The sequence below is a fragment of the Mesoflavibacter sp. CH_XMU1422-2 genome, assembly GCF_037029245.1.
In the GTDB taxonomy this organism is placed as follows: Bacteria; Bacteroidota; Bacteroidia; order Flavobacteriales; family Flavobacteriaceae; genus Mesoflavibacter; species Mesoflavibacter zeaxanthinifaciens.
The window spans coordinates 51980-74986 of record NZ_JAYMEE010000005.1 but is presented as its reverse complement, the minus strand read 5'-3'; the positions used below and the strand labels follow the sequence as shown (position 1 = coordinate 74986).

Below are 23007 nucleotides of genomic sequence, written 5' to 3'. Positions count from 1 at the left end.
TTATTTTGCTTTTAGCTGTTCGCTTTTAGCGTTTTATATTTTTACTGACCAATAACTACTTTAGGAAAACGTATTACAGTTTCTCCTAATTTGTAGCCTTTTTCTATAACGTCTACAATTTTTCCTTTTAGATCATCTGTTGGTGCTGGTATTTGTGTAACAGCTTCATGATGATCTGGATCAAATTTATCGCCTTTTTCTACTTCAATTTTAGCCAAACCTTTTTGTTGTAGTGTTTGTATTAATTTGTTGTAAATTAATAAAACTCCTTTTCTTAACTCTTCTGCCTCTTTGTCTTCTTCTATATGCAGCAAAGCACGTTCAAAATCATCTAACACAGGTAGCATTGCAACCATTACATCTTTACTAGCTGTTTGAAATAACTCTATACGCTCTCTAGAGGTACGTTTTTTATAGTTTTCAAACTCTGCAAAAAGACGTAAATATTTGTCTTTTTCTTGCTGTACTTGCTCTTTTAACTGCTCTTCTACAGTAACTTCTTCTGTTGTTTGTTCTGTTGCTGTATCAGTTTCTGCTTGTTGTGAAGCTTTTATAGCTTCATCATCTATATGCTTTTCTTCTTTATTGTTTTTGCTCATGTTGTACTTGCTTTAAAATACTTTACAATAGTTGGCAAAAGTACTGCCATTAATAATAAAATGTCAAAATGTCACAAATTTTTTTTAATAATTATTTAATTATCTTCCATGGAATATTTTTTATATATTTGCATATCAAATAAAAATAAACAAGATAAACCATGAAAAAATTAGTATTAAACCTATTTACTTTTGCTGCTATAGGTTTAGCAGTTGTAAGTTGTAAAAATGAAAATAAAGCTGAAACTTCTGATGCTAAAGAAGTAAAAGAAGTTGTTGCTTCTGCAAATTATAAAGCGGTACCAGAAAGCTCTATGATTATGTGGAGAGCAAACAAAGTTGTTGGTGGACACGAAGGAACTATTAACGTATCTGAAGGTGTTGCAAAATTAGAAGGCGACCAATTAGTTGGCGGTAATTTTGTTTTTGATATTAACACAATTAACCCAACAGACATACCTGAAGATGATGAAAATCATGCAAAATTAACTGGTCACTTAAAAAATGCTGACTTTTTTGATGTTGAAAAACATGATACTGCCACCTTTGAAATTACTAATGTAGAAGGAAACAATATTAGCGGTAACTTAACAATGAAAGGTATTACAAAAAACGTAACTTTCCCTGCAAACATCTCTGTTAATGGTGATGAATTAAATATTACCAGTGATAAATTTACGATTGACAGAACTGAATGGGGAATTGAGTACAATTCTGGAAAAGTAATGGATGCTGCTAAATTAGGTGATTACTTAATTAAAGACGATGTAGTTTTACAAGTTAAAGTAAAAGCAGATAAAGCTTAGTTTTTAGTTGAAACTATTTTATAAGTGAAATTGCCACAACATATGTTGTGGCTTTTTTTATTTCAACTCTGCAGTTAGAGCACTTTTAAGTTTGTAATATTTAAAATTAAATCCTGTAGCTTCTATTTTTTTAGAACTTACTCTTTGACTTTCAAATAGTAAAATATGCATTTCTCCTAATATCATTTTTAAAATACCTTTAGGCACATTAGGTAGAAAAAATGGTCTGTTTAGTGTTTTTGCAATTAGCTTACTTAATGTTTGGTTAGTTTCTGGGTTTGGGGCTACTGCATTGTAAGTACCGGTTAACTCTTCTTCTAAAACATGAATAAATAGTCTGGCTAAATCCTTTATATGTATCCAAGATTGCCATTGTTTACCAGAACCTAAAGCTGCACCTAAACCAAACTTAAATGGCTTTATCATTTCTGGTAGTGCTCCTCCTTTTTGGGATAACACTAAACCTATTCTTATCTTAGAAACCTCGACACCTATCTCTTTAAAAGCATCTACTGCATGCTCCCATTTTTCTACAACTTGCCCTAAAAACGAATGACTAATACTAGTTTCATCTTCAGTATAATAATTGGTTAAAGAATCTGGATATATACCTATTGCACTTGCAGATATAATTTGTTTGATATGATGTGAATTGTTCTGTAATGTATTAAATAGTAATTGTGTAGATTGGGTACGACTTAAAATAATTTCCTTTTTATAAGTCTCTGTCCAACGCTTAGAGATAGTCGCTCCAACTAGATTTATTATAACATCAACATCTTTAATACAATCTGTATCAATTTCATTTTTAGAAGGATTCCATAAAAATCCTTTATAATTATTGTCTTTACTAAGTTTAGATTGGCTGGTGGTTAAGAAGTTAACTGCTATATTTTTATCGTGACATAATTTAACAATTTCCGTTCCTATTAATCCTGTTGCTCCTGTTATTAATACACGCATTTTCATTTCAATTTTATACAAAAATAACCAATAATTAGCAGGTAAAAACGGGCTTTAAGTAGGATTTAACAGTAAATAAAAACTTATTTTATTGCTCGTAACATATGTCTTTTGTTTGGTGGACCAGGACATCGTTGCATAGTAAAACCAACACTTTGCATAACACGTCTTGCTGCTCCTTGCGCGCAATAAGTAACTAAAACACCTTTATCTTTTAATGATTTAAAAAGAATTTCAAAAATTGGAGCTGTCCATAATTCTGGTTGTGATCCAGGACCAAAAGCGTCATAAAAAATTAGATCATAATAGTTTTCATCTTTGAAGTTGAAAATATCTTGTTGACGTTTTTCTAAAGTGAAATTTTTCGAAATTTTCACAGACTTCTCCCATTCTGTATCATGCATTTTATAAAAAGTAGATTGCAAATCTTCTCTTTTAAATGCTTTAGGGAAATTTAATTGAGATACTATTTCTATAGATATTGGGTATTGTTCTACTCCAACATAATCTATGTTTAATGCTAATTCTTCTGAAGAAATTAATGTATTAAATGCATTTAAACCACTACCAAACCCTACTTCTAAAATGCGACATGTATCGTTTTGTAGGTTAGTTTTTATAAATTTTAAACCTGCATCAATAAAGACATGATTAGACTCTTCTATTGCTCCAAAAATCGAGTGATAATGTGTGTTAAATTTGGGATGCAATAAAGTATTAGAACCATCTTTAGTAACTTCGATTTTAGGACTTATAGCCATGATAATTATTTAATTATCAACTTTTTTATACGTGGTATTGGTCCTGTACATTCGGTAGTATGACACGATATACAAATACCAATTGCAGTATTAAAACGTGTTTCTATTGGTACTTTAGAGTTTGGATTAAAAACTTCTTTTTCTGCCTGAATGTATAAATTAGAGAAGCTTTTGAACGTTTCATTTCGGCTTTTAAAATCTGATAACTGCGCGGTATGAATGTTTAAAAACTTCTCTGGAAATTCTGTAGGTATTTTACCGTCTATGATATCTTTTTTTAGCTGTTCGTTATAGGTATACATTTCGTTCATAAGATTTGCCATCTCAGAAGGCGTGTACATATCGTAAACTTTCTCAGCTTTTTCAGTAGTTTGTGCTTGGTCTTTTTTATCGTGACAAGCAAATAAAATAAAGACTATTAAAGGGTAAAATATAGATTTCATGTTTATTTTTCTACTAATAAAACACCATCTGCAACTAACGCATAAGTGCGCTTTGGTTCTGTGATAGCTTCTATTTCTTCTTTTGTCTTACCTGCGTCTTCTGCATAATGACGTAATTCTTCTACAGGCATTTCTTTAACAAACGCTTGACCGTTTACAATTACCTCTTCTCCAGAAATATTTTTTGGCATAAAAAATCCATAATCTTTAAAAGTAACTCTTACTTCGTTACCATCTCCTAAATCTGCTGTCATCCAACATCCTTTAGCCTGGCAAACTTCGTTTACTTTTAATTTAACTTTTGTATTAATACTGTCTCCAACTTTTAAATCTTTGTAATGATTTAAAATCGAATTGGCAACAATAGCATCGTCTGCCATAATTTCTTTTCCAAAAGATTTATAGTTTACATCTACAGTTTCTGTTTCTACTTCTGTAGTATTTGATTCTTGCTTTGCTTCGTTTTTACAAGCTAGAAAAGAAACAGCAACAGCCATCATTAAAAAATATTTTTTCATGTTTTTAGTTTTAGTTATTTATACCTCAAAGATAGTATTTTAGGTCGAAATTACTGTTTTTAAAGCTTATTTCTGTATTTTTGCAGCCTAAAACCAAGCCTATTTATGAATTCTATAAATAAAAACGATATTAAAGTATTTAGAACAGAAAATTCTAAATTAGATCAAACCGATTTTGAAAACTTAGCTTTTGGACAGGTTTTTTCTGACCATATGTTAACTTGTGACTTTAAAAATGGTATTTGGCAAAAACCAATTATTGAGCCTTACGGACCAATATCTTTAATGCCTTCTGCAAAGATTTTTCATTACGGACAGTCTATTTTTGAAGGTATGAAAGCCTACAAGGACAAAGACGGTAAAGTGTTTTTATTTAGACCTATGGAAAACGTAAAACGTTTAAATAAATCTGCAAAACGTCTTGCTATTCCTGAGTTACCAGAAGACTTTTTTATGGAAGGCTTAAAAGCACTTTTAGAAGTAGAAAAAGATTGGATACCAGAAAAAGAAGGTAGCTCTTTATATATAAGACCATTTGTTTTTGCTACAGGTGAAGGTTTTCATGCGTCTCCTGCAAACCAATATAAATTTATAATTGCATTAGCACCTTCTGGAGCTTATTTTGCAGGTAAAGTAAAGGTTTTAATTGAAGAAAAATACTCACGTTCTGCAAATGGTGGTGTTGGTTATGCTAAAGCTGGTGGTAATTACGCAGGACAATTTTATCCTACACAATTAGCAAAAGATAAAGGCTACCAACAAGTGATTTGGACAGACGATACCTCTCATGAATATATTGAAGAAGCTGGTGCTATGAATGTTTTTGTAAGAATAAATGACACCTTATTAACGTCTCCAACTAGTGACCGTATTTTGGATGGTGTGACTAGAAAAAGTGTTTTAAAAATTGCTGAAGACGAAGGAATTAAAACAGAAGTTAGAAAAGTAAAAGTGAGCGAAATTGTTGAAGCTGCTAGAAATGGTGATCTTAAAGAAATGTTTGGAGCTGGTACGGCTGCTGTAATTTCGCCTATTTCTGGATTTGGATTTAGAGATGAAGATTTTGAACTACCAGAATTAGAAATCTCTTATGCTATGCGTATTAAAAAACGTATCGTAGATATACAAACCAATAAAGCTGAAGATCCTTTTGGATGGAGAGTACAGGTTTAGTATGCAGTAGATAGTACGCAGTACACACTTTACATATAAACTATAAAAAAAGCAACCTATTTTGGTTGCTTTTTTTTATAGTTCCATTCTTCATTCTTCATGCTTAACGCTTCAAGCTTTTTAACTTTTCTCTAAAATTTCTTTAATGTTTGGCTTAAAATAGTTTGGTCCTTTTAAGACTTTCCCGTCTTCGCGGTAAATTGGTTCGCCATCTTCACCTAATTTAGACATATTACTGCGTTGAATTTCTTCAAAAACTTCTTCTATTTTATGCTGCAAACCATGTTCTATAATAGTGCCACATAAAATGTAAAGCATATCGCCTAAAGCGTCTGCAACTTCAACTAAATCATCATTATTTGCTGCTTCAAGATATTCTTCATTCTCTTCACGCATTAGCTTATAACGCAACAGGTTTTTATCTGTTCCTAAGTCGGCTTTTGGTGTTTCTCTATGTCCTATTTTAAAAGCTGTATGAAAGGCTTTTACTGCATCTATTTTATCTTGCATAATACTTTGTATTCTTTTTGTTTGGAGATATTGGTTTTAGTAATTTTGCTTAAAAATAAATTATGTTTAGTAAAGGGCAAATCATTTTTGGAGTTTTATTCGCTATCGCTTTTATAATTGTGATGGTTTTTATGTATCGTAAAGATTTAAAACTTCATAAAATACATTATCGTGGTGTACTTTGGATTTTATTAGCTTTTATTGCTTTTATCGGACTTATTGCTTCAATCAAATTTATTTTTATGTAGACTTATTAATTAATACATATTCATAAAAAAAGACCTCACAAATTTTAGAAATCTGTGAGGTCTTTTTTTTGTTGTAATTAAAACTTAATTACGTGCTGGTAAAAAATTGTAGTTAGTACTGTAATCTAACATTTGTCCTTCAAAAGTATCTGGTTGTGTTACTTTTATCGCTGTAATTTCTCCTGCGTCATTAGTTTCTGGTACTAAAACAGGATTTACAAATCCGCTGTAAGGAGCAGATTTGAATTGTTTATTACGTTCTAAAACTTCGGCATGGATAGCTTGATCTACTTTTACACCGTAATCTTCTACTAAAGCTTCTACTGCTGCATAATCTCCTTCTGATTTAATACGTTGCGTTTCTCTTAATAACTGACCGAATAATTCGTGTAGTTTATCATAATCATTAATATTGAAATACGTTTTACCATCACGAGTTACTTTTTCTATCACGTTATCTGCTTTTCCTTTTTCATAAACCCAAGCACTTACCCATTGTCTGTTACGCATATGCGCTTCTTCTACATCATCTCCTAAATTTAAACGAATTAATTGCGTCATTAATCCATTACGTATGTAACCATCGTAAGCTGCTTTTCCTACAGATTTCCAATCGTCTACTAAACCTAATTCTTGTAATTTTGGGTTATATAAATAGTAAAGTCCAACTAAATCTGCACGACCTTCTTCTAAGGTAGAAGCATAATTTTTAAGCGTTTCTTTAGTCTCACCAACTCCTGGATTTAATTGTCCTGATGCATGACCAATTACTTCGTGTAACGCTGTATGCAACTTATCTGCTAATTGCCCATATTTTTCTTCTAGTTGAAGCTCTTGTTCATCATGAACAAATTCTTTTAATCGTCCTGTGCTACCTGCATTATTGTAAGCTTCAATTATGTTTCCTAAAGATACAGACTTACTTCCTACTGCTGCTCTAATCCAGTTTGCATTTGGTAAGTTTACACCAATTGGTGTACTTGGTGAAGCATCACCAGCTTCTCCAGCAACATTAACAACTTTGTATGTAACACCAACGACGTTTTTCTTTTTATGCTCGTCCATTAATGGTGAATTATCTTCGAACCATTGCGCATTTTCAGATAAAACCGACATTTTTTTAGACATATCAAAATCTTTGATTTGTACGATAGTTTCGTAACTTCCTCTGTATCCTAATGGATCGTTATACACTTCAATAAAACTATTAATGTAGTCTATATCACCATCGGTAGCAGCAGTCCAAGCAACGTTGTAATCATCCCAAGTTTGTAAATCTCCTGTTTTGTAATAGTCGATTAACAATCCTAAGGCGTTACCTTGAGCTTCATTTTCAGCAACACTTTTTGCTTTTTCTAGCCATTTAATGATTTCGTCAATTGCGCTTCCGTATAATCCTCCAGATTTATACACGCGTTCTTTTAATTGACCGTCTTCTTTTACTAATTGCGAGTTTAAACCAAAAGATAATGGCTTTTCTGGATTAGGAGATTTTTTTTGTTTGTAAAAAGAAATAACATCTTCATTAGTCACATTTGGACCATAAAAATTAACTGCAGAAAGCGCTACATTATCTACGCCTTTTGCTTGATTTACTTTTTTAAGGTCTTGATCATTAAAGATTACATCAAACGCTTCGCCTTCTAAAGTTGTTTCTGTATCAGCTAATAATTGCTTTAAATAATCTGAAGAAAACTCAGGTTTAAGCTTATCGTTAGAATAATGATGATGAATACCATTACTAAACCATACACGTTTTAAATAGGTTGTAAATGCTTGCCAATCTGATGAAGTTTTATCGCCTTCATACGTTTTGTAAACATTTTCTAAAGCTGCTCTAATAGCTAAGTTATGCCTGTAGTTTTGATCCCACATTATATCACGACCAGCTAATCCAGCTTGTGTTAAATAATAAGCTAATTGTTGTTGTTTAAGACTTAAATTATCCCAACTAGGAATTTGATAACGTAAGATTTTTATATCAGCAAAAGTATCTACGTTATAATCAAAAGTAGATTCTTTTTTAACTGAAGTGTCTTCGGTTGTTTGTGCTTTTTTGTCTTCTCCACAAGAAAATAAAAGTGAAGTCATTAATGCAGCACTAAATATTGTTTTTAGTTTCATTGAATAAAATTTTTAAAAGTGCTTAAAGATATAAATATTTAACCTATTAAATTTGATTATATTTGAATTACTAACCACAATTTTTATAGGTAATGAAATTCTTAAAATATATATTTTTCATCTTACTAATAGCCATCATTGCAGTATCTATTTATGTTGCTGTCCAACCTAGTAATTTTGAAGTTTCAAGAACTAGAATAATCAATGCACCTTCTGGAGTTGTGTATAATAATGTTGCCGATTTAAAACTTTGGGAAAATTGGTCTCCTTGGAAAGAACAAGATCCAACAATGAAGATTATGTACAACGACCAAACCAAAGGTGTTGGCGCAAGCTACAGTTGGACAGGAAAAGATGGAAATGGCAACATGAAAATTGTTAATACAAATCCACCAAAATCTATAGAACACCAATTACAATTTGAAGATTATGATCCTTCTAAAATCAATTGGACTTTTACACCAACTAACGACGGAAAAACCGAAGTAAAATGGCAAATGAATAGCGAAAATATACCGTTTATGTTTAAAGCATTTGGTTTAATGTCTGGCGGATTTGATAAAATGATTGGTCCTGATTTTGAGCGCGGATTAGAAAAATTAGATAGCGTTACAACAACTCAAATTAGACAATATAATATTGAAGTTAATGGTGTTACAGAACATAGTGGCGGTTATTATTTATACAATACAACGTCTTGTAAGATTAGTGATTTTCAAAAAAAAATGGCAGAAATGCTACCTAAAGTTGGACAGTTTGTCGCAGAAAATAATATTACAGTTTCTGGATCTGCATTTGTAATTTATCACAAATGGGATGAAGAAAATAATACTGTTATGTTCTCTTGTGCTATGCCAACGCCAAATAAAGTAGTTACTACAACAAGCGACATTTTAACTGGTCAATTAGAACCTTTTAAAGCAGTAAAAACGACCCTAAAAGGCGATTACAGCAACCTAAAAGAAGCTTGGGATAAAGGCATGAAATATATAGAACAGTACAATCTTGTTTTTGATGAAGATGGTGTTGCTATTGAAAGCTACGTTACCGATCCATCAAATGAGCCAAACCCTGCAAAATGGATTACAGAAATCTATATGCCTGTAGAATAACATGAAGCAACTAGTATTAGTTTTTATTGGTGGTGGCTTTGGTAGCGTATTACGTTTTATTATTGGTAAATGGCTAAACAGCAATCAATCAGGAATACCTTATGGTACATTTTTAGCTAATATTTTAGGTTCGCTTTTAATTGGATTTATTTTAGGATATGCCTTAAAAAATAATAGCTTAAACCAAAACCAAACCTTATTATTAGCAACTGGTTTTTGTGGCGGTTTCACTACCTTTTCTACCTTTGCTTATGAAAACCATTTATTTTTAAAAAGTGGCGACTTTACTAGCTTTGCTATCTATACAATCGCTAGTTTTATTTTAGGATTTTTAGCGGTGTTTTTAGGTATCTGGCTAGCTAAATAAATTATTTTTCATACACTTTAACACCAGATTTTACAGCAACATCAAGATAATTTTCTCTTGGAACAATTGGGCAAGAAAATTTTTCGTTATAAGCGCAATATGGGTTGTAGGCTTTATTAAAATCTATTTCTATTGTATTACCTTCTGGTATTCTTAAATCTATATAACGTCCGCCGCCATATGTAGTATCTCCGTTAGTATCATCCAAAAAAGGTAAGAATAAATAATCCTCAAAGCCTTCTTTTGTCATTAACTCTTTACCTTGATAGACATTAAGCGTATATGCTTTTCCTTTTAATTGAAAGTTTAAAACACCATAAACACGCTCGTCTGTAGTTTCATTTAAGGTTCTTTTCATTTTAAACCATTTAGAGTTTGGTGTGCGTTTTAATGTTGCTTTAACAACAAAAGTACTGTCAAATTGAAAAAAATCTAAACCTTTAAAATTTTGTCTATCTCTATCTTTTAAAGGCGATTTAGAAGCATCTTTAAACATGGCGTTTTGCTCTTTTTGCCAATCAGTTGCTCCTAAAATTGGTTGTTTACCTTCTTTACAACTAAAGATTATTAGTACAAAACTGAAAATAAAAAAGAAGTTTTTCATTTTTAAAAAATTAAATTATTTAGTTTCAAAAATACGACTTATTAAAAATTTTACTTAGCTTTGATTCAAACTTTTAAGAAAAGAATGAAAAGAGTCAACACATATTGTAAGCAACAAACCACTTCTACCAAAGATTGTGATAGAAGAAGGATGCTTTATATGTTTTGATGATTTAGATATCAAAAATAAGTATATAAAAAGTCCAGCTTCATTGTTGGGCTTTTTTATTTTTAAGCAACAATGAGGTTGATCTTTTTTAAAACCAGCCAAAAAAAAATGAAAAGATTACTTAAACTTTATTTAAACACCTTTGATGGGCTATCAAGAGAAGTTTGGTGGCTAGCTTTAATTACATTAATCAATCGTGCTGGTACGATGGTTATTCCTTTTTTATCATTATATCTTACTGAAGATTTAGAATTCTCTCCGTCTACAGTTGGATCGATTATGGCTGCTTTTGGATTAGGATCTGTTGTAGGATCTTGGCTAGGCGGAAAATTAACCGATAAGATTGGCTACTATAAAATTATGGTATTTAGCCTTTTTGTTTCTGGGTTATTATTCGTCTTACTTCAATATTTAAAAACCGTACTAAGTTTATCCATTGGTATTTTTGTATTAATGTTAGTTGCAGATATGTTTAGACCAGCAATGTTTGTGGCATTAAGCGCATACAGTAAACCCGAAAATAAAACAAGAAGCGTTACTTTAATTAGATTAGCTATTAATTTAGGATTTTCGGCTGGTCCTGCTGTTGGTGGTTTAATAATTGCTGGATTGGGTTACAACGGATTATTTTGGGTAGATGGTATAACTTGTATTTTGGCTACCTTACTTTTAATTCAATTATTAAATCCGAAAAAATCTAAGGTTTTAGACGAGGTTAAAGTTGAAGAGCCTTACTCGGCATACAAAGACAAAGCGTTTATTATCTTCCTCTTTGCTTTATTTTTATTCGGAGTTATGTTCTTGCAATATTTCTCTACCATGCCAATATATTACAGAGACAGTCACTTTTTAACAGAACCTGAAATTGGTTTGCTTTTAGGTGCTAATGGTTTTTTTATCTTTTTATTGGAAATGCCTCTTATAAAATGGTTAGAAAATACAAGATTTAATAAAGTGACACTTATCTGGTTTGGTGCGTTATTAACAAGTTTAAGCCTTTTAATTTTAAACTTTACAACGTGGTCTGGCATACTAATTATCGGTATGTTTTTAATGACGGTTGGAGAGATGATTGCGTTTCCGTTTGCTAATGCTTTTGCCTTACAACTAGCTAAAAAAGGTAATCAAGGCGAATACATGGCATTATACTCTATTGCTTTTTCTTTTGCTCATATTTTTGGTCATAAAGCAGGCTTAGAAAGTGTTAGCATGTACGGTTTTGATAACACTTGGTACATTTTTACAGGAGTTGGTGTGGTATGTATATTTTTACTTTTAATCTTAAAACAATTTTTAAAAGCTAAAAAACATAGTAAGTTAAGCATTTAAAACTTTGTTAATGTATGTCCTCTAATCTAAGTTTTTTTATCTAATACATTAACTTTGTATTGCTTATGAAAACGACAAATTTAGACATCATCATCATTGGCGCAGGTCCAATTGGTATTGCCTGTGCTTTAGAATGCAAAAAACGTAACTGGAATTATTTAGTAATAGAAAAAGGTGCGTTAACCAATTCTTTATTTAATTATCCTTTAAATATGACGTTCTTTTCTACTTCAGAAAAGTTAGAAATAGATAACATTCCGTTTATTAGCAATAACCCAAAACCTACGCGTAATGAGGCTTTAGAATATTACCGAAGAGTAGTGACATCTAATCAATTAAATATTAAGTTATACGAAGAGGTATCTACTATTAAAAAAGTAAATGATGACTTTAACATTGAGACAAGCAAAAACCAATACAAAGCAAAAAAGGTGATTATAGCTACTGGCTTTTACGATATCCCAAATTTTTTGGATGTGCCTGGTGAAGATTTATCAAAAGTATTTCATTATTACAAAGAAGCACATCCGTTTACCTTACAAAATATAGCAGTTGTTGGTGCAAGTAACTCGTCTGTAGATGCTGCTTTAGAAATTTACCGTAAAGGCGGAAACGTAACTATGATTGTTAGAGGCGAATCTATTGGCGAACGCGTTAAATATTGGGTAAAACCAGATATTTTAAACCGAATTGAAGAAGGTAGCATTAAAGCTTATTTTAATTCTGAAATCACTAAAATTGAAGAACACCAAATTACAATTAAAACACCTAAAGGTCAAATAAACATACCAAACGATTATGTTATTGCCTTAACTGGTTACCAACCTAACTTTAAGTTTTTAGATCAAGCTGGAATCAAATTTTCTGAAGACAAAAAACACATCCCAAATTATAATCCAGATACTATGGAATCTAACGTTGAAGGACTATATCTTGCTGGTGTTATTTGTGGCGGTATGGAAACACATAAATGGTTTATAGAGAACTCTCGCATTCATGCAAAACTAATTGCAGAAGATATTGCCTCTAAAAGTTAAAGCTTTTTTATCGCATTGTTTTTTACCACATGAGATAAGATAATTTGCGTTTTACATTCGCCATAAACAATTAATTGATCAATAAAACTCTCTAAGTGCTTTTGGTTTTTTAGGATTACTTCCATAACGATGTTTTCGTTACCAGTAATTCGATAGCAATTAACAACTTCATCAAATGTTTTCACCTTTTCTAAGAACGGTTTTAGTTTTCCCATAAAAGCTTGTAATGTAATTAAGGCTTTTAACTGATAACCAACTTCAAAAGGCGATATTAATGTGATGTGATTTTGGATAATCCCTAAATCTTCCATCTTCTTTATACGTTCAGAAACTGCAGGAGAGGTTATACCAACCTGCCTTCCTATTTCTGCATTAGATTGTCTTGCGTTTTGCTGTAAGCACCTCAAAATCTTCCAATTAAGATTATCTATATTCATTTTTAAAGAATTTTTAAAAAATAATTTAATTATTAAAGCAAATATATGGTTTTACTTTAATACCTAAAGACGAAAACGTTATCATGTTAGTAATTTTGGTAAAAAGAAAAATTAAAATGTCGGCTCAAGTCCCTTCTCACCTATCAGATTTACCCGTTTACAAACAGGCTATACAAATTTTCACACTGTCTAGAAGTATTTCGTCTTATTTAAATCAAGATTTAGCCTATTTATATGAAGATGGAAAAGAGGATAACAATATCTATTTTTCTGGAGATATTGTGCAACAATCTGAATCTCTAGCTCCAGAAATTATTAATGCCGAATTGCAACGTCATTCTGATAAAAAACACAAACATGCTGCATCTGTTAGACGTTTAACCAACAGACTTTATAGAAATTGTAAGCGTCTAGAAAGATGTAATAGTAACGGTAAAGACTTTCTTCCGTTGTTAAAAAAAGAACTTAGAGTATTTAGAAAGTTACAACGTAATTGGATGATGACGCTTTAAGTATCACTTTACTTTTACTAGTCTAGCATTAAACATAAAGCTATCTTGATACGCTGCTATTTTAGAATTGAAATTTTCAGAGAAAATTACAAACTGCGCTTTGGGTGTACTTTCGGTTAATCTTAAAATATAATTATGATTGTTATCTCTATTTATAAAATCTGCATCATGTACCACAAACAATTTTAACTCGCCAGTATGCACACTATTTAAGTGATATAATTTGCTTAATTGTTTTGGTGTTGCAATTAAAATATCTACACCATAATAAATATCTTCACGTTGTGTTTCTAAGTTTTTAGCGGCATATGCACAATACAATCGTAAATCTGTATTTGCTGTAAAGGCTTCAAATTTTTCTTTTAATTGTAAGGCTTCTTGCTTGTCCTTTACCAAAATTAATGCTCTTGGAGAGTCTTCAAAAGCTTCTGCTTTTAATTTTTGAATCACAGAAATAATTAAAGCAGTCGTTTTACCACATCCTTTTGGTCCAATACCATACACACTTGCACCACTTTTTATAATGGGTAATATTTTTTTCTGAAAAGCATTAGGCTGTTCAATACCTAATGTTTCCAAAGATTCTTTTAATAAAGGATGGTATTTTTTGAAAGACATAATTATTATTTGCTACGAAAATAGGGATTATATGGTGGATAATAAAAAACTATGCCTTTTTATAACAAAGTAAAACACCACGAATCAATAGATTGATTTTCTGTATATTACATGTAAAACCAAATTATAATGCTAAAAAAATCTATTCTTATTGAGCAAAAAAGCTCTGTGACATGTAAAAACCTACAATTAATAATCAAAAACAAAGTTAGAGAAGCCTCTATTCCTATTGAAGATATTGGCTTTATAGTTATTGACAATCCAGAAATTTATATAAGTATTACTGCTTTTAATCTTTTAATAGACAATAACACTGCTGTAATAATATGCAATAACAACCATTTACCTAATGGTATGTTTCTTAATCTTAACAGTCATCACATACAACAAGAAATCTTTAAAAATCAAATAGCCGCAAGTCTACCTTTAAAAAAGCAACTATGGCAACAAACCATAAAAGAAAAAATTAAAAATCAAGGTATACTTTTAAATAAGATTACTAATAAGGCAAACCATTTTGAGTTCTTATCTAGTAAAGTGTTAAGTGGTGACACATCTAACATGGAAGCTGTTGCTGCTAGTTTTTATTGGAAGTCATTTTTTAATCACAATTTTAAACGAGAACGTTTTGGTAAATACCCAAACAACTTTTTTAATTATGGATATGCAATCTTAAGAGCTGCAACAGCTCGTGCCTTATCAGGAAGTGGCTTACTAAACACACTAGGTATACATCACAAAAGTAAATATAATGCATTTGCTTTAGCAGATGATATTATGGAACCCTTTAGACCAATAGTTGATGAAGCTGTAAATACTATAGTTCAACACTATGATGAAGAAGAGCTAAATACTGAAATAAAATCGGTGCTATTACAAACCCTTACAAGAACAGTATATTTTAAAAATGAAAAAAGCACTTTAATGGTAGCACTTCAAAAAACAGCAAGCTCATTACAACAATGCTATTCTGGTAAAAGAAAAAAAATTAAATATCCAGAATTATGGAACTAAACGCTTATAGAATTATGTGGCTATTTGTATTTTTCGACCTACCAACAGATACAGCAAAAGACAGACGTAATGCAGCTGGTTTTAGAAAGAATCTATTAAAAGATGGATTTACAATGAAACAGTATTCTGTATACATGCGGCATTGTGCCAGTAGTGAAAGTGCAGACGTACACGAAAAACGTATAAAACGCCTATTACCGCCTCTTGGTAAAGTAAGTGTGTTACGTATAACCGATAAGCAATTTGGCAATATAATGAATTTTTGGGGACGTGCAGAAGTCCCCAAAGAGCCACAACCCACACAATTAGAACTATTTTAAAAAACACAAAACAACACTCCTTGTCATTCCGACGCTCTTTGTTATTTCGACGCTCTTTGTCATTTCGACACAAGGAGAAATCTCATAATAAATACAGAAAACAAAAAATGCTTCAATCTTACCTTATCACTGTAAAAAAGAAGCATTTTTTATAACGATTTTCAAACCTAAAGCACTATATATCAACAGACAACAATCCAACTAATATCGTGTTTTCTAATCTTTAATCAAACCACAACAACTCTACGTCACCATCCACTACATTATCTAATATCGTGTTTTCTAATCTTTAATCAAACCACAACTACAGAAACCTCTATTTGTGAAATAGCTAAAATATCGTGTTTTCTAATCTTTAATCAAACCACAACTGATATTTACATAACACTAACCTTGCGTTAATATCGTGTTTTCTAATCTTTAATCAAACCACAACTATACTTATATGTAAAGTCATTTTGTTGTGAATATCGTGTTTTCTAATCTTTAATCAAACCACAACCACAAAGTTATTATAATGCTTACCACCAACAATATCGTGTTTTCTAATCTTTAATCAAACCACAACATGTATGAAGTGATTTTTTATTGTTTACAAATATCGTGTTTTCTAATCTTTAATCAAACCACAACAAAGATGCTTTAAAATCTACAGGTGTAACTAATATCGTGTTTTCTAATCTTTAATCAAACCACAACCGTGCCGGAATGCGTATGTCAAGAAGACGTAATATCGTGTTTTCTAATCTTTAATCAAACCACAACAACGGAATTAAAGACGTTGCAGACGTTTTAATATCGTGTTTTCTAATCTTTAATCAAACCACAACTAATAAATATGGATAATTGTCTGGTTACTTAATATCGTGTTTTCTAATCTTTAATCAAACCACAACAGGTTAGAGGTTTTTCAAAATCGCGACTTGAATATCGTGTTTTCTAATCTTTAATCAAACCACAACATATCAAAAAATACTTGTGCTTCATTTTCTAATATCGTGTTTTCTAATCTTTAATCAAACCACAACATTGTGTAAGATGTACACTTTACGTGTTTGAATATCGTGTTTTCTAATCTTTAATCAAACCACAACATAAATCTATAAATCAATAAAAATGAAAACAATATCGTGTTTTCTAATCTTTAATCAAACCACAACAGATAGGGCTATTGGATTGACAAAAAAACAAATATCGTGTTTTCTAATCTTTAATCAAACCACAACACAGCAGGCTGTCTAATAGCCGACTTTAAAAATATCGTGTTTTCTAATCTTTAATCAAACCACAACACAATGGTTAATCTATCTAAGCGACCATAAAATATCGTGTTTTCTAATCTTTAATCAAACCACAACATGTCACCTCTTTATTGCTTAAAGCCTATCAATATCGTGTTTTCTAATCTTTAATCAAACCACAACACTTCTTTGTCTAGGTTAAGCTTATCGTATAATATCGTGTTTTCTAATCTTTAATCAAACCACAACAACCGTATAATACTTTAGATTTTGTGTAGAAATATCGTGTTTTCTAATCTTTAATCAAACCACAACTCTTCTTCTGGTTTTACCAAACTTTGACTAAATATCGTGTTTTCTAATCTTTAATCAAACCACAACAGATAGTATTGAGAATAAACAAAATGATGTAATATCGTGTTTTCTAATCTTTAATCAAACCACAACAGTAATCTATAATCGTCTAACGTGCCTAAAAATATCGTGTTTTCTAATCTTTAATCAAACCACAACAAAACAGCTGTCAAGTATTTTAAAAAAAGCAATATCGTGTTTTCTAATCTTTAATCAAACCACAACAACAGATAAAAAAAGTGTATCCAGAAAAAGAATATCGTGTTTTCTAATCTTTAATCAAACCACAACTATTGCAATTCTATATTTTCAGCAATTATGAATATCGTGTTTTCTAATCTTTAATCAAACCACAACTTAATATAAAGCGTGAAGATACATATATTGAATATCGTGTTTTCTAATCTTTAATCAAACCACAACGGTGCAGTAGAAAACAACTACAATACTATAATATCGTGTTTTCTAATCTTTAATCAAACCACAACAAATATAGCTACACAACACCAGATACAAGTAATATCGTGTTTTCTAATCTTTAATCAAACCACAACTATGATAATATCAAAAAACAAATACCAAAAATATCGTGTTTTCTAATCTTTAATCAAACCACAACTACAAGCAGGTACAGAGATAATTAACCGTAAATATCGTGTTTTCTAATCTTTAATCAAACCACAACTGTACTAAATAATCTAAAATTACCAATACTAATATCGTGTTTTCTAATCTTTAATCAAACCACAACTTAACTAAATCTATACCTAGCCAATTACCCAATATCGTGTTTTCTAATCTTTAATCAAACCACAACAAGTCGTGCAGAAACTGACAACGACGGTAAATATCGTGTTTTCTAATCTTTAATCAAATCGACGAAGGAGATTCACAAACACACTTCTATAAAATAAATATGAAGTGTTTGTAAACCACTTATTAATAACTATTGAGTGTTAAAAAAACATAATCATATAACTAAATCGACAAAAGAGATTCACAAACACACTTCTATAAAATAAATATGAAGTGTTTGTGAACCACAACGTGCGCTTTAGGGTTTTAATATAACATTTAAAATTATTAAAGTTATATATCAATAAACTTTTTTGTCATTCCGAGGAACGAGGAATCTCATAATTACTAAGTTGCTTTATAATGTGATTTCTCACTACATACGAAATAATATAGACTATACGCTTTCTATTTTACCTGTGAGTTTAATTTTAAAATCAACATTATTGACAATAAAATTTAAATTCCCTTTAGTCAATCTCAGCCAAGGAACTGGAGTTTTAAAATTAATTTCTGAATTCTTAAGTTCATTTTCTTTCATGTATTTAACGATAGTCATTTCATCGACATTCATACTACTTTGTTGCATTGCTGTTTGATGCAACCTAAATTGTATACGACCATCTCCCTCAAAACCAATTATTTTATAAAGCCTTTTAGTCTTTTCATGGTCTGTTAACTCCCAAATTTCATCAGGATGTTTATCATACATTAACACCGTCATACCTTTTTTTAGGATATACTTTAATGGTAATTCTGATTTTAAATGTGGGTTAGGTACTAAATCGTGATTTGTACGATGAGTTTTATTACTTAACTTGTAATACTCTCCAGCATCTATGTTATTAACAAGTTCAAAATCACGCTTTAATTTTCCTCTTTTATTAATTCCTTCATATATAGCCATACAATAATTTTCATCATTTACCACATTATACTGTTGTTTATAGAGTTTTTTTGATCTAAAATGTTCAGGATGTTTTTTAAAGTCTTTTAATGGCGATTTTACTGTTGGTGTAAATATTCTTACTTTTTTAAGTGGTATGTGTTTGTCTTTATTTTGCCATATCGTTTCATTTACTTTTGCTCCATTATTATTAAATTTTATTAAGCCATCCTTAGCTGCTTGCTCTACAATCGCTCTAATATTATTATCTACTATTTTAGCTACTTCTGTTTTTTTAAGCTTAGTAAGTTCTTTTCTTACTACATAATTTGGTTTTATGTTACCTGCTTCATCTTTTTTTACTTCACCATTATTATCTTTTGCAATAGCACCATAAAAGGTATCTAAGTGCAAAGAACCTCTAACTGTATCGCCTTGTTGATAAATAATTTTTTTATTCTTATTCCTTTGTATCTTTCCTCGCTTTCTAAATTTCTTTTTTGTTTGTATGGGTAACACATCTTTGCTTTGATGCACAATAAATACTTCATTTTCTAAATTTAGAACATCTTGTGTAAACGTGTCCCAAGGTTTTTCTTTCTCTAACGTTTTTTTAGCTCGAGTGTAATCTTCTTTATCTTCTAATCCCCAAGCATGTGCTAATTTGTCATATTTACTTTTATTCATGCAGGCTATAGTAACGGCATCTATACAATGATGGATGTGATTACTTCTGTCTTTAGTTTTGTATTGGGTTCTACCTCTTTTGTCTATAAAAGTATCGTGCAAGCCCCAAGCTTTTCGGTATTCCGAAACCATTTCGCCTTTTACGGAATATACTTTTTTAAAAACCGACTTTAGGTAAGCTCTAGAATATTTAGAAATAATACCTATATCTACTGCTTGACTATTTTTAAACCCTGCTTTTATTTCTTCCATTACAAAACGGTCGTATTTACCTTTCCAGTAATCGTGTTCCATTTTTAAATAATGACGTTCCTGTATTAGTTTATCTTTTTGATCCTTATCGGTTGCGCCTCTTGTACTTCTTTTTTTCTTTTCAATGTCATTGGCTAATGCTTCGTATTTATCTTTCCAATGTTGTATTCTTGGTAATATTTCATCGTTCATCTGCAACTCAAAAGGCATTTTGTTTCCTTTATTTTTTTGATTGAAAGCTTTATCACAAAGCGTTTTATTCATTCGCGAATTATCCCATGAACGGCTTCTAGGCAATGTATGCTCTATATCAAACTGTGGATTTGCTCCTAAAAAGCTTGATAGGCTAATGGTTTTTCCGGTATAAATACAAATGTGGTTTTGTTCTTTCCATAAAGTGTATTTCAAAACATCCTCTTTACTTACCAGTTTACCATCTTTTCTTTGCTCTAAGACAAAGCTAAATTTTTCTATATCAGTATCAGTAACTTCTTTTAGTTCTTCACCTGTTTCAATTCTATAGAGTTCCTTAATCTTTTTTTCGTACGTTTCATAAAGTTCTTTCCTATCGTCTTGCCATTTTTTAATGGCTTTACGTTTATTTGCATCATTTAATTGGCGAGATAGCTCGATGTTTATCTTGGTGTTTTCATCTATTTTTCCCTCTAAGATTAAGGTGTTGATTAGTTTTTTTAATTGATGTAAGGCTTTCATTGCCATAGGATTCTTAATAGAACCTACATCAGGTGAACCAAGTCCTATATATTCATTTCCTTTTTTATCTTTAATGATAGTCGGTTTAAATTTTTCAATATCTGAAGGATGATAAAGTTTGTCTAAGGCATTAGTTTTTAATAAATCATTATCAGATAAAAAATCTTTTATTTTCTCATCTATTCTTTTAATGGCAGGATGGCTTCTTTCTTTTAGATGTTCTTTAAAAACATTAAAAGCCTCTTCAAACATGACAATCTTATCGGTCTTATTTTCCCATGTTTTTATTCCAAACTCCTTTTTAAGTTGTTTTTCAATATCGCCTTTATATAACTTCTCGGCTTCTTTAGAGTAGGTTTGGTGATTATTAAAACAAATTTTCAAAGCACTATTTACAGCAAACAACATTTTGTTTTCTTCTTGATATTTATTGATAATGTTGCCTATTTCCTTTTCAATAAGCTCTCTATCTTCTTTGTTTTTCCATCGCTCTGGTTTAATTACTTTTTCCATATTAGCCATAAAAACAGCATGAGAGTACAATAATCCGTTTTCTAAATACGGAAGTATCTTTTTTATGGCATAAAGACTTAATGAAGCATAATCTTTCTTTAAATGAATTTTAGAGAATTTTTCAGCTTTCTTTTCGTCTAGTTGAAGTTTATTTTTGGCAAAATCAATTAGCTTTTCATCAGACGTAAATGTAGATAATACATGCCACACATCTGCAATTACTTCTTCTTCCGTTTTTACTTCTTCCGATTTATCGTTTTTTATATTTCTAATTGTTTTATCTGTATAGTTTTCATAAATGGTATTCACCCAGTCATTGCCAAATACTGAAATCAAAGCAGAAATAGTAGGACATCCACTTACTGTTGCATTATCCTTATAATTATAGCTGTTTTCATCTCCAAGTGTTTTTTTTATATCAACAAACAAGAATGTTGGCTTTGATTTTCTAAAAAATTTAGATTTAATATTTTCTATTTCATCTCCTCTTAGAAACCTAAAATTTTCAGCAGTCGACTCTTTTAGTTTTATGGTATTTATAAAACTATACATTCTAAACAATTCATATTCTGGACGTGAAACTGAACATCTAACTCTATTTGGTTCAAGTGAACATTTTCCTATCAACCCTTTTTGAGATTTTAATGGGCGTTGGTAAAAAATAGCTTTATACAATTCTTTGACTATAGCTGAATATCTTTCGCTTGGGTCTTTTTTAGCTTCATTGATACCATCTAAACCTTGTGTTTTACAGATGATTTCAAACTCATCTAAATAATGTTCTTCACGTGAAGTATAATTATTTCTTATTTTGTTTTTTGCATCATTTCTGTCTTGTTGGTATAATTTCCAAAAATACTGTCCTAAGGTTTTACAATTTGCTTCAGCGATTGCTGTATTTAGTTCAGAAATATTTCCCTGTACAGCTCCTAGGTTTTCGGGTTTGTTGATGTATTGGTCTATATCTTTGACTGCTTCTTGTGTTGAAAGTTTTTTATCATTTAACTTTTTGATTATAAAATACCTAATACTCCAAAGCTTTTCTTCTGTTGCATTAGTGCAATCTTTTTTCTTTTTCTCTTTAAATTCATAGGTTTCAAAAACACTTTCAATGAAATCAATCAAATCTATTTTATTAAGACTAATATTATCAATAATACTTTGAATTTCATCTTTTTTTGATTTAATTAAGTTGTCATCAGACTGATCTAATCGATTACTTAAAAAACCCCTACGTTGTGCTATATGATAAAAAGCTCTACCCAATTCATATTTGCTTACTTTTTCTCGACTTGCTTTATCTCTAAAATAATAAGGGTTTACATTGTTATCTTCATTTGTTCTTAACCATTCTAAAAACTCTGGCTTAGTAGGGTATTTCTTAAAATTAGATTTGCGCCATTCTTTTACTTCTCCAACACTCAAAGGACACATATTATGCTTTGCTAAAACTAAAAGTGTTTCGTATTTCCTTATTTTTCTTCTAAACTTTATACGTCTAGCACTTCTAAAACTTGTACGTTCTGCTGCTTTAGATTTTTCCTGACCTTTTTCACTTTTAACACCTTGAGAGAAAATTAAAACTCCTTTATCCTCAAGTTTATTTATTTCCTGATTCTTCTCTACAATTGCCCATCCAATACTATTAGTACCAAGATCAAGACCTAAAACTTTTGCCATACTTTTTATATTTTATTATGTTTTGAAAATACAACAATCAAAATAATTTACATTACGGTTTCCCTCATTGTTTATTAAAATTGTTTTTTTATCTTTGAAATAGATTAAACTTTCTAATCTTTAATCTTATCACAATAAGGCTATATGCCGTAGATGAAAATCTTAAGTCCTGCTTCGGTAGGACTTTTTTTGTTTACACAAAAAACATTAAATAACTCCCTT

General features: G+C 30.6%; 21 protein-coding genes and 1 CRISPR repeat array. Of the genes, 10 read left to right on the top strand and 11 right to left on the bottom strand.

The features are described 5' to 3' along the window. Nucleotides 1-41: 41 nt before the first annotated feature. Entirely contained in the window at nt 42-599 is a 558-nt protein-coding gene (locus WA340_RS01500; protein WP_304143110.1) for a nucleotide exchange factor GrpE, read from the bottom strand. Nucleotides 600-760: 161 nt separating this feature from the next. On the opposite strand from WA340_RS01500, the gene WA340_RS01495 reads away from it, so the two are divergent. Beyond that, nucleotides 761-1405 carry a YceI family protein gene (locus tag WA340_RS01495; protein WP_336126998.1) on the top strand — a complete coding sequence of 215 codons (645 nt, stop codon included), beginning with the start codon at nt 761-763 and terminating at the stop codon, nt 1403-1405. Between the two features lie 57 nt (nt 1406-1462). Here WA340_RS01495 and WA340_RS01490 read toward each other — a convergent pair whose 3' ends face one another. From WA340_RS01490 to WA340_RS01475, 4 genes are all read right to left on the bottom strand, one after another. Next, entirely contained in the window at nt 1463-2368 is a 906-nt protein-coding gene (locus WA340_RS01490; RefSeq protein ID WP_336126997.1) for a TIGR01777 family oxidoreductase, read from the bottom strand. An 83-nt stretch (nt 2369-2451) separates the two neighbouring features. Beyond that, on the bottom strand, nt 2452-3129 hold the full coding sequence (mnmD, locus tag WA340_RS01485; protein WP_336126996.1) for a tRNA (5-methylaminomethyl-2-thiouridine)(34)-methyltransferase MnmD: 678 nt from the start codon (nt 3127-3129) through the stop codon (nt 2452-2454). Nucleotides 3130-3134: 5 nt separating this feature from the next. Beyond that, nucleotides 3135-3572: a hypothetical protein gene (locus WA340_RS01480; protein ID WP_304143102.1), complete on the bottom strand. Its 438-nt coding sequence runs from the start codon at nt 3570-3572 to the stop codon at nt 3135-3137. Between the two features lie 2 nt (nt 3573-3574). Continuing rightward, the gene (locus tag WA340_RS01475; RefSeq protein ID WP_304143101.1) at nt 3575-4090 is read right to left on the bottom strand and encodes a DUF4920 domain-containing protein; all 516 of its coding nucleotides are present in this window, start codon (nt 4088-4090) and stop codon (nt 3575-3577) included. Between the two features lie 105 nt (nt 4091-4195). Here WA340_RS01475 and WA340_RS01470 point away from each other — a divergent pair, with 105 nt between their 5' ends. Continuing rightward, a complete protein-coding gene (locus WA340_RS01470; protein ID WP_304143099.1) occupies nt 4196-5263 on the top strand; it encodes a branched-chain amino acid aminotransferase in 1068 nt (355 codons plus the stop codon). Nucleotides 5264-5383: 120 nt separating this feature from the next. Here WA340_RS01470 and WA340_RS01465 read toward each other — a convergent pair whose 3' ends face one another. Further along, a complete protein-coding gene (locus WA340_RS01465) occupies nt 5384-5773 on the bottom strand; it encodes a nucleoside triphosphate pyrophosphohydrolase family protein (protein WP_223076279.1) in 390 nt (129 codons plus the stop codon). A 62-nt stretch (nt 5774-5835) separates the two neighbouring features. Between WA340_RS01465 and WA340_RS01460 the strand changes: the two genes are divergently transcribed. Continuing rightward, nucleotides 5836-6021, top strand: coding sequence for a hypothetical protein (locus WA340_RS01460; RefSeq protein ID WP_027880757.1), 186 nt, complete (start codon nt 5836-5838; stop codon nt 6019-6021). 84 nt (nt 6022-6105) lie between these two features. Here the strand turns inward: WA340_RS01460 and WA340_RS01455 are convergent, their stop codons facing one another. Next, nucleotides 6106-8145, bottom strand: coding sequence for a dipeptidyl-peptidase 3 family protein (locus WA340_RS01455; RefSeq protein WP_336126994.1), 2040 nt, complete (start codon nt 8143-8145; stop codon nt 6106-6108). A gap of 92 nt (nt 8146-8237) precedes the next feature. On the opposite strand from WA340_RS01455, the gene WA340_RS01450 reads away from it, so the two are divergent. Further along, nucleotides 8238-9257, top strand: coding sequence for an SRPBCC family protein (locus WA340_RS01450; protein ID WP_304143092.1), 1020 nt, complete (start codon nt 8238-8240; stop codon nt 9255-9257). Between the two features lies 1 nt (nt 9258). Continuing rightward, entirely contained in the window at nt 9259-9624 is a 366-nt protein-coding gene (gene crcB / locus WA340_RS01445; RefSeq protein ID WP_223076276.1) for a fluoride efflux transporter CrcB, read from the top strand. Nucleotide 9625: 1 nt separating this feature from the next. Here crcB and WA340_RS01440 read toward each other — a convergent pair whose 3' ends face one another. Further along, nucleotides 9626-10228 carry a DUF1684 domain-containing protein gene (locus WA340_RS01440; protein WP_304143090.1) on the bottom strand — a complete coding sequence of 201 codons (603 nt, stop codon included), beginning with the start codon at nt 10226-10228 and terminating at the stop codon, nt 9626-9628. 276 nt (nt 10229-10504) lie between these two features. Between WA340_RS01440 and WA340_RS01435 the strand changes: the two genes are divergently transcribed. Further along, entirely contained in the window at nt 10505-11725 is a 1221-nt protein-coding gene (locus WA340_RS01435; RefSeq protein ID WP_304143089.1) for an MDR family MFS transporter, read from the top strand. A 65-nt stretch (nt 11726-11790) separates the two neighbouring features. Next, entirely contained in the window at nt 11791-12762 is a 972-nt protein-coding gene (locus WA340_RS01430) for a YpdA family putative bacillithiol disulfide reductase (protein WP_336126993.1), read from the top strand. Here the strand turns inward: WA340_RS01430 and WA340_RS01425 are convergent. Beyond that, on the bottom strand, nt 12759-13199 hold the full coding sequence (locus WA340_RS01425; RefSeq protein ID WP_027880750.1) for an Lrp/AsnC family transcriptional regulator: 441 nt from the start codon (nt 13197-13199) through the stop codon (nt 12759-12761). The genes WA340_RS01430 and WA340_RS01425 overlap by 4 nt on opposite strands. A 116-nt stretch (nt 13200-13315) precedes the next feature. Between WA340_RS01425 and WA340_RS01420 the strand changes: the two genes are divergently transcribed. Further along, a complete protein-coding gene (locus tag WA340_RS01420) occupies nt 13316-13711 on the top strand; it encodes a hypothetical protein (RefSeq protein ID WP_223078052.1) in 396 nt (131 codons plus the stop codon). Nucleotides 13712-13714: 3 nt separating this feature from the next. Here WA340_RS01420 and WA340_RS01415 read toward each other — a convergent pair whose 3' ends face one another. Next, on the bottom strand, nt 13715-14329 hold the full coding sequence (locus tag WA340_RS01415) for a DEAD/DEAH box helicase (RefSeq protein WP_336126992.1): 615 nt from the start codon (nt 14327-14329) through the stop codon (nt 13715-13717). Nucleotides 14330-14458: 129 nt separating this feature from the next. Here WA340_RS01415 and cas1 point away from each other — a divergent pair, with 129 nt between their 5' ends. Further along, nucleotides 14459-15343 carry a type II CRISPR-associated endonuclease Cas1 gene (cas1, locus tag WA340_RS01410; protein ID WP_304143079.1) on the top strand — a complete coding sequence of 295 codons (885 nt, stop codon included), beginning with the start codon at nt 14459-14461 and terminating at the stop codon, nt 15341-15343. Further along, the gene (cas2, locus tag WA340_RS01405; RefSeq protein ID WP_304143077.1) at nt 15334-15663 is read left to right on the top strand and encodes a CRISPR-associated endonuclease Cas2; all 330 of its coding nucleotides are present in this window, start codon (nt 15334-15336) and stop codon (nt 15661-15663) included. Before cas1 ends, cas2 begins: the two co-directional genes overlap by 10 nt. Nucleotides 15664-15866: 203 nt before the next feature. Next, nucleotides 15867-18140: direct repeats of the CRISPR family, unit length 36 nt; unit sequence AATATCGTGTTTTCTAATCTTTAATCAAACCACAAC. Between the two features lie 310 nt (nt 18141-18450). Here cas2 and cas9 read toward each other — a convergent pair. After that, the gene (cas9, locus tag WA340_RS01400; RefSeq protein ID WP_336126991.1) at nt 18451-22785 is read right to left on the bottom strand and encodes a type II CRISPR RNA-guided endonuclease Cas9; all 4335 of its coding nucleotides are present in this window, start codon (nt 22783-22785) and stop codon (nt 18451-18453) included. Nucleotides 22786-23007 lie beyond the last annotated feature (222 nt).

Excerpts from the sequence above, each read along its gene's own strand:
- WA340_RS01500 (WP_304143110.1), bottom strand. The coding sequence starts at position 599 with ATGAGCAAAAACAATAAAGAAGAAAAGCATATAGATGATGAAGCTATA.
- WA340_RS01495 (WP_336126998.1), top strand. The coding sequence starts at position 761 with ATGAAAAAATTAGTATTAAACCTATTTACTTTTGCTGCTATAGGTTTA.
- WA340_RS01490 (WP_336126997.1), bottom strand. The coding sequence starts at position 2,368 with ATGCGTGTATTAATAACAGGAGCAACAGGATTAATAGGAACGGAAATT.
- mnmD (WP_336126996.1), bottom strand. The coding sequence starts at position 3,129 with ATGGCTATAAGTCCTAAAATCGAAGTTACTAAAGATGGTTCTAATACT.
- WA340_RS01480 (WP_304143102.1), bottom strand. The coding sequence starts at position 3,572 with ATGAAATCTATATTTTACCCTTTAATAGTCTTTATTTTATTTGCTTGT.
- WA340_RS01475 (WP_304143101.1), bottom strand. The coding sequence starts at position 4,090 with ATGAAAAAATATTTTTTAATGATGGCTGTTGCTGTTTCTTTTCTAGCT.
- WA340_RS01470 (WP_304143099.1), top strand. The coding sequence starts at position 4,196 with ATGAATTCTATAAATAAAAACGATATTAAAGTATTTAGAACAGAAAAT.
- WA340_RS01465 (WP_223076279.1), bottom strand. The coding sequence starts at position 5,773 with ATGCAAGATAAAATAGATGCAGTAAAAGCCTTTCATACAGCTTTTAAA.
- WA340_RS01460 (WP_027880757.1), top strand. The coding sequence starts at position 5,836 with ATGTTTAGTAAAGGGCAAATCATTTTTGGAGTTTTATTCGCTATCGCT.
- WA340_RS01455 (WP_336126994.1), bottom strand. The coding sequence starts at position 8,145 with ATGAAACTAAAAACAATATTTAGTGCTGCATTAATGACTTCACTTTTA.
- WA340_RS01450 (WP_304143092.1), top strand. The coding sequence starts at position 8,238 with ATGAAATTCTTAAAATATATATTTTTCATCTTACTAATAGCCATCATT.
- crcB (WP_223076276.1), top strand. The coding sequence starts at position 9,259 with ATGAAGCAACTAGTATTAGTTTTTATTGGTGGTGGCTTTGGTAGCGTA.
- WA340_RS01440 (WP_304143090.1), bottom strand. The coding sequence starts at position 10,228 with ATGAAAAACTTCTTTTTTATTTTCAGTTTTGTACTAATAATCTTTAGT.
- WA340_RS01435 (WP_304143089.1), top strand. The coding sequence starts at position 10,505 with ATGAAAAGATTACTTAAACTTTATTTAAACACCTTTGATGGGCTATCA.
- WA340_RS01430 (WP_336126993.1), top strand. The coding sequence starts at position 11,791 with ATGAAAACGACAAATTTAGACATCATCATCATTGGCGCAGGTCCAATT.
- WA340_RS01425 (WP_027880750.1), bottom strand. The coding sequence starts at position 13,199 with ATGAATATAGATAATCTTAATTGGAAGATTTTGAGGTGCTTACAGCAA.
- WA340_RS01420 (WP_223078052.1), top strand. The coding sequence starts at position 13,316 with ATGTCGGCTCAAGTCCCTTCTCACCTATCAGATTTACCCGTTTACAAA.
- WA340_RS01415 (WP_336126992.1), bottom strand. The coding sequence starts at position 14,329 with ATGTCTTTCAAAAAATACCATCCTTTATTAAAAGAATCTTTGGAAACA.
- cas1 (WP_304143079.1), top strand. The coding sequence starts at position 14,459 with ATGCTAAAAAAATCTATTCTTATTGAGCAAAAAAGCTCTGTGACATGT.
- cas2 (WP_304143077.1), top strand. The coding sequence starts at position 15,334 with ATGGAACTAAACGCTTATAGAATTATGTGGCTATTTGTATTTTTCGAC.
- cas9 (WP_336126991.1), bottom strand. The coding sequence starts at position 22,785 with ATGGCAAAAGTTTTAGGTCTTGATCTTGGTACTAATAGTATTGGATGG.